The following is a 5,317-nucleotide window of genomic DNA, read 5'->3' on the forward strand; positions in this document are numbered from 1 at the left end:
AGCCTCACCGTGGGCGCGGCGAAGGCCGGCGCCCTGCTGGAACGCCAGCTCACCCTGGCCCGGACCAGGGCCCACTCCACCGCCCTGCAGGCCCTGGGCTCCGCCCGCTTCCACGCCGTGGCCGACAAGGTCGCCGTGCTGGCCAGCGAGGTACCGCTCACCCCCGCCGCCCCCGTCACCGACCTGCGGCCCCTCGCCGCCGCGGCCGAGGAACGCCTCATGGACGCCGTCGCCGCCCTGCCCCTGGTCACCGCCGGCCACCCCTACAACGCCGAGGCGCTGGTGCACGGCCTGTCCCCGGACCCCTCCCCGCACCCCCAGGACGGCCCCTGGCACCAGGTGCGCCTGCTGCTGCGGCTGCACCGGTACGCCCGCGAGGCGCTGCTCGGCGCCCACTGCCCCGCCGGCGCCCGGCTGCTGACGGCGGGCCAGGCGCTGGACCGGCACCGGGACGCCTCGGAGGCGGCCGCGGCGGCGGCCCAGGCGGCCCGGACCCCGCGGATCACCCCGGCGACGGCCTACGCGCTCGGCGTGCTCCACGCCGACCAGCGGCACGAGGTGGAGGCGGCCCGCTTCGCCTTCCAGCAGGCCTGGCAGAAGCGGACCGCCGACGCGTCCTGAACCCACGAGGAGGCGGTGTGGACGACACCGTGGTGCAAGCGGCCGGCTGTGTGCTGTGGCGGCGCTCGCCGGTCTCCGGGGACCTGGAGATCTGCCTGGTCCACCGGCCGAAGTACGACGACTGGTCCCACCCCAAGGGCAAGCTCGGACGGGGTGAGGACGCGCTCGCCGGTGCCCTGCGCGAGGTCGCGGAGGAGACCGGGTACACGGCCGAGCCCGGCGGCGAGCTGCCCGCCGTGCACTACTCGACGGGCGGCCGCCTGAAGCGGGTGCGGTACTGGGCGGCGGAGGCGGTCTCCGGCCACTTCACGCCCAACTCCGAGGTGGACCGGATCCGGTGGCTCTCCCCGGCCGATGCCCGGTCCCGGCTCACCCAGCCCCGCGACGGCGACCTGGTGGACGCGCTCCTGCGGTCCCCGGAGCACCGCTGACGGCCCGCCGGGGGCACGGCGCGGGCTACGCGCCCTGCCCGTGCCCCTGCGCGTCCGCGCGGGCCTGGCTGCGGGCCCGGCGGGCGGGGCCGCGCCAGCCGCAACTGCACCGGGCCACGCAGAAACGGCCCTGTTCACTCGTCGTCGTGAGGTGTTCCTGCCCCGGCCGGGCACGTTCCGGACCGTCCTGCGGTACCGCGATGACTGCCACGCCGACCACGGTACCCAGCCCGCGCGGAATGGATTCGCCCGGATCCGCCCGTCCCGGCGGCGCGTGACGGCGCCCCCTACCCGTCGTTAACCGGACGACAGGGGGGCCGTGACGGAGCACACCGGCTGGGGGTAGGCAGGCGATGGATCGGCGGCAGCACAGACGCACGGGCGGGACGGCCGTCGCGGTGGGCATCCTCCTCGGCCTCGGGGCGACCGCCACGGGCTGTTCCGGCAGCGGCGCCGCCGCCGAGGACGTCAAGGGCACGGGCGACCCCGTCGGCACCCTGCACCGGGCCGCCGACGCGCTGCGCGAGGCGGGCAGTTCCAAGGCCGCCACCTCGATGGAGATGGCCACCGGCGGGACCCGGGTCACCATCCGCGGCCGGGGCGTCTACGACTACCGGCGCCGCCTCGGCCGGCTCACCGTGATGCTCCCGGAGGACCCGACGGGCGCCGCCGAGCACCGGCCCATCACCGAACTCCTCGCCCCGGGCGCGCTGTTCATGAAGAACCGGGGCGCGGGCGTGCCCGCCGACAAGTGGGTGCGGGTGGAGACGGCGACGCTGTCCGACGGCAACCTGGTCACCGGCGGCGCGACCGACCCGTACGCGGCGGCCCAGGTGCTGCGCGGGACCCGGCAGGCCGTCTTCGTCGGCCGCACGGAGATCGCCGGTACGCCGGTGCGGCACTACCGGGGCACCGCCGACCTGGGCCGCGCGGCCCGGTACGCGACCGCCGGTGACCGGGCGGCCCTGGCGGCGGCGGCGAAAGGGTTCGCCACGGCCGTGGTGCCGTTCGACGCCTACCTGGACGACGAGGGCCGCATCCGCAAGCTGCGGCAGCGTTTCAGCTTCGTCAACGGCCGGGAGAAGGCCTCCGTGGCGGTCGCCTCGACGCTGCTGCTGTACGGCTTCGGCGTGCCGGCCGAGGTACGGCTGCCGCCCGCGCAGGACATCTACGCCGGGCGGATCGCCGAGGAGGGCAACGGCGGCGGGGCCTGAAACCGGCCAGTCACTAGTCCGGGACGCCACCCCGTAAGTAGCCCGTCCGTGCCATGCGCGGTGTGTGCAGCGCTGCCTACTCTAGGGAGCGGTGACGGCAGAGAAGAGGTGAGACGGGTGGCTCCGGTCGGCGGCACGGCGGTTCAGGACCACGTGGCCCTCGCCGAGATCGAGCTGTGCGGGGAGCTGATCATCGCCGCCTCGGCCGCCGAGGACCGGCTCAGCCTGGAGAGCATCGACGCGGTGCTGCGCGTGGCCGAGGAGCGCGATCCGGACTGAGCGGGAGCCGGACTGAGCGGGAGCCGGGCGGCCGGGTCAGCTGCGCAGCAGGCGGCCGATCGCCTTCGTGGCCTCCTCCACCTTCGCGTCGATCTCGTCGCCGCCCTTGAGGGCCGCGTCCGCGACGCAGTGCCGCAGGTGCTCCTCCAGCAGTTGCAGCGCGAAGGACTGCAGCGCCTTGGTGGAGGCGGAGACCTGCGTGAGTATGTCGATGCAGTACGTGTCCTCCTCCACCATCCGCTGCAGGCCGCGGATCTGCCCCTCGATCCGGCGCAGCCGCTTGAGGTGCTCGTCCTTCTGCTGGTGGTAGCCGTGCGTGGCGCCGGCCTCGGTCGTCGTCGTCATCGCGGGCCTCCGTCTCGGGCGAGCTGTCGGGCACGGAACGGTATACATACCCCTACCGGGTATATCGTAACGAACTTTCCGGGGTAGAGGGCCCTTCGTCCGCCCCCGTGCCGACCACTGTGCCCGATGGGCGACACTGGGATGCGGCCCGATAGCCGTGGCCGGATGATGCGCCTAGCATCAGCCTGACCGAAACCGAAGCACCCCGAGGACCCCACGTGCGCTTTCGTCTGACCCCCAGGGAGACGAGCTTCTACGACATGTTCGCCGCGTCCGCGGACAACATCGTCACCGGCTCCAAACTCCTGATGGAACTGCTCGGGGCGGACTCCTCCGCCCGGGCCGAGATCGCAGAGCGTATGCGGGCCGCCGAACACGCGGGCGACGACGCCACACATGCGATCTTCCACCAGCTGAACTCCTCGTTCATCACGCCGTTCGACCGCGAGGACATCTACGCCCTCGCCGGTTCCCTGGACGACATCATGGACTTCATGGAGGAGGCCGTCGACCTCGTCGTCCTCTACAACGTCGAGGAGCTGCCGAAGGGCGTCGAGCAGCAGATCGAGGTCCTGGCCCGGGCGGCGGAGCTGACCGCGGAGGCCATGCCGAACCTCCGCACCATGGCCAACCTCACCGAGTACTGGATCGAGGTCAACCGGCTGGAGAACCAGGCCGACCAGATCCACCGCAAGCTGCTCGCCCACCTCTTCAACGGCAAGTACGACGCGATCGAGGTGCTGAAGCTCAAGCAGATCGTGGACGTCCTGGAAGAGGCGGCGGACGCTTTCGAGCACGTGGCGAACACGGTGGAGACCATCGCCGTCAAGGAGTCCTGAGGCGTCGATGGACACCTTCGCCCTGGTCGCGACCATCGCGGTCGCGCTCTTCTTCACGTACACGAACGGTTTCCACGACTCGGCGAACGCGATCGCGACGTCCGTGTCGACGCGGGCGCTCACCCCGCGGGCGGCCCTCGCCATGGCCGCCGTGATGAACCTGGCCGGTGCCTTCCTGGGTTCCGGGGTCGCCAAGACGGTGAGCGAGGGGCTGATCGAGACGCCCTCCGGCTCGACCGGGATGGCCATCCTGTTCGCGGCCCTCGTCGGCGCCATCGTCTGGAACCTGGTCACCTGGTACTTCGGCCTGCCGTCCTCCTCCTCGCACGCCCTGTTCGGCGGCATGGTGGGCGCGGCGCTGGCGGGCGGCACGGACGTGCTGTGGAACGGCGTGCTCGCCAAGGTCGTCATCCCGATGTTCCTGTCGCCGGTCGTCGGCCTGATCGTCGGCTACCTCATGATGACGGCGATCCTCTGGCTGTTCCGCCGGTCGAACCCGCACAAGGCCAAGCGGGGCTTCCGCATCGCCCAGACCGTCTCGGCGGCCGCCATGGCCCTGGGCCACGGACTCCAGGACGCCCAGAAGACCATGGGTGTCGTGGTGCTGGCACTGGTGATTTCCGGCCACGAGACGTTCGGCGACCCGATCCCGGTGTGGGTGAAGATCGTCTGCGCGATGATGCTGTCGCTGGGCACCTACGCGGGCGGCTGGCGCATCATGCGCACCCTGGGCCGCAAGATCATCGAGCTGGACCCGCCGCAGGGCTTCGCCGCCGAGACCACGGGCGCGTCGATCATGTTCACCACGGCGTTCCTGTTCAAGGCCCCGATCTCCACGACCCACGTCATCACCTCGGCCATCATGGGCGTCGGCGCCACCAAGCGCGTCAACGCCGTCCGCTGGGGCGTGGCCAAGAACATCGTCCTGGGCTGGTTCATCACCATGCCGGCCGCGGCCCTGGTGGCCGCCGCCGCCTTCGGAGTGGTCAAGCTGGTGGCCCTGTAGGCCGGCCTCCTTCCCGCAACGCAGTGGGCCCGCCCCCGGGAGCCGGGGGCGGGCCCTTTGCGTCCTCGCGGTGGCACCGCCATGCAGCACCGCGAGGGGATCGGGGGGATCAGCCGAAGCGGCCGGAGATGTAGTCCTCGGTGGCCTGGACGGACGGGTTGGAGAAGATCCGCTCGGTGTCGTCGATCTCGACCAGCCGGCCGGGCTGTCCGACCGCCGCCAGGTTGAAGAACGCCGTACGGTCCGAGACCCGCGCCGCCTGCTGCATGTTGTGCGTCACGATGACGATCGTGAACCGCTCCTTCAGCTCGCCGATCAGGTCCTCGATGGCGAGGGTGGAGATCGGGTCCAGGGCGGAGCAGGGCTCGTCCATCAGCAGCACGTCCGGCTCCACGGCGATCGCCCGGGCGATGCACAGCCGCTGCTGCTGGCCGCCGGACAGCCCGGAGCCCGGCTTGTCGAGCCGGTCCTTCACCTCGTTCCAGAGGTTCGCGCCCTTGAGCGACCTCTCGACGATGTCGCCCAGCTGCGACTTCTTGTAGGTGCCGTTCAGCCGCAGGCCCGCCGCCACGTTCTCGAAGA

At 71.9% G+C, this 5,317-nt stretch carries 9 protein-coding genes; 6 read left to right on the forward strand and 3 right to left on the reverse strand.

What is annotated here, in order from left to right; translation table 11 throughout:
* Together IE312_RS43480 and IE312_RS36785 are read left to right on the forward strand one after the other, a co-directional pair.
* Positions 1-621: CHAD domain-containing protein (locus IE312_RS43480; RefSeq protein ID WP_229900888.1), on the forward strand; the 621-nt coding region annotated here is incomplete at its 5' end.
* Between the two features lie 17 nt (positions 622-638).
* Positions 639-1,052, forward strand: coding sequence for an NUDIX hydrolase (locus IE312_RS36785; RefSeq protein ID WP_189986667.1), 414 nt, complete (start codon positions 639-641; stop codon positions 1,050-1,052).
* 25 nt (positions 1,053-1,077) lie between these two features.
* Here IE312_RS36785 and IE312_RS36790 read toward each other — a convergent pair whose 3' ends face one another.
* Positions 1,078-1,263, reverse strand: a complete 186-nt coding sequence (locus IE312_RS36790; RefSeq protein ID WP_189986688.1) for a hypothetical protein — start codon at positions 1,261-1,263, stop codon at positions 1,078-1,080.
* Positions 1,264-1,405: 142 nt separating this feature from the next.
* On the opposite strand from IE312_RS36790, the gene IE312_RS36795 reads away from it, so the two are divergent.
* On the forward strand, positions 1,406-2,266 hold the full coding sequence (locus IE312_RS36795) for an SCO4651 family lipoprotein (RefSeq protein WP_189986668.1): 861 nt from the start codon (positions 1,406-1,408) through the stop codon (positions 2,264-2,266).
* A gap of 117 nt (positions 2,267-2,383) precedes the next feature.
* Complete coding sequence (locus IE312_RS36800) at positions 2,384-2,545, forward strand: hypothetical protein (RefSeq protein WP_189986689.1); 162 nt, start codon at positions 2,384-2,386, stop codon at positions 2,543-2,545.
* Positions 2,546-2,581: 36 nt separating this feature from the next.
* Here the strand turns inward: IE312_RS36800 and IE312_RS36805 are convergent, their stop codons facing one another.
* A complete protein-coding gene (locus IE312_RS36805) occupies positions 2,582-2,890 on the reverse strand; it encodes a metal-sensitive transcriptional regulator (protein WP_189986669.1) in 309 nt (102 codons plus the stop codon).
* Positions 2,891-3,108: 218 nt separating this feature from the next.
* On the opposite strand from IE312_RS36805, the gene IE312_RS36810 reads away from it, so the two are divergent.
* A complete protein-coding gene (locus IE312_RS36810; protein ID WP_189986670.1) occupies positions 3,109-3,729 on the forward strand; it encodes a DUF47 domain-containing protein in 621 nt (206 codons plus the stop codon).
* A gap of 7 nt (positions 3,730-3,736) precedes the next feature.
* Positions 3,737-4,735 carry an inorganic phosphate transporter gene (locus IE312_RS36815; RefSeq protein WP_189986671.1) on the forward strand — a complete coding sequence of 333 codons (999 nt, stop codon included), beginning with the start codon at positions 3,737-3,739 and terminating at the stop codon, positions 4,733-4,735.
* A 109-nt stretch (positions 4,736-4,844) separates the two neighbouring features.
* On the opposite strand, the gene IE312_RS43485 is transcribed toward IE312_RS36815, so the two are convergent.
* A partial coding sequence (locus IE312_RS43485) for a phosphate ABC transporter ATP-binding protein (RefSeq protein WP_229900889.1) occupies positions 4,845-5,317 on the reverse strand: 473 nt, incomplete at its 5' end.

This window comes from Streptomyces capoamus (assembly GCF_014654935.1).
Taxonomy (GTDB): Bacteria; Actinomycetota; Actinomycetes; order Streptomycetales; family Streptomycetaceae; genus Streptomyces; species Streptomyces capoamus.

Excerpts from the sequence above, each read along its gene's own strand:
- IE312_RS36795 (WP_189986668.1), top strand. The coding sequence starts at position 1,406 with ATGGATCGGCGGCAGCACAGACGCACGGGCGGGACGGCCGTCGCGGTG.
- IE312_RS36805 (WP_189986669.1), bottom strand. The coding sequence starts at position 2,890 with ATGACGACGACGACCGAGGCCGGCGCCACGCACGGCTACCACCAGCAG.
- IE312_RS36815 (WP_189986671.1), top strand. The coding sequence starts at position 3,737 with ATGGACACCTTCGCCCTGGTCGCGACCATCGCGGTCGCGCTCTTCTTC.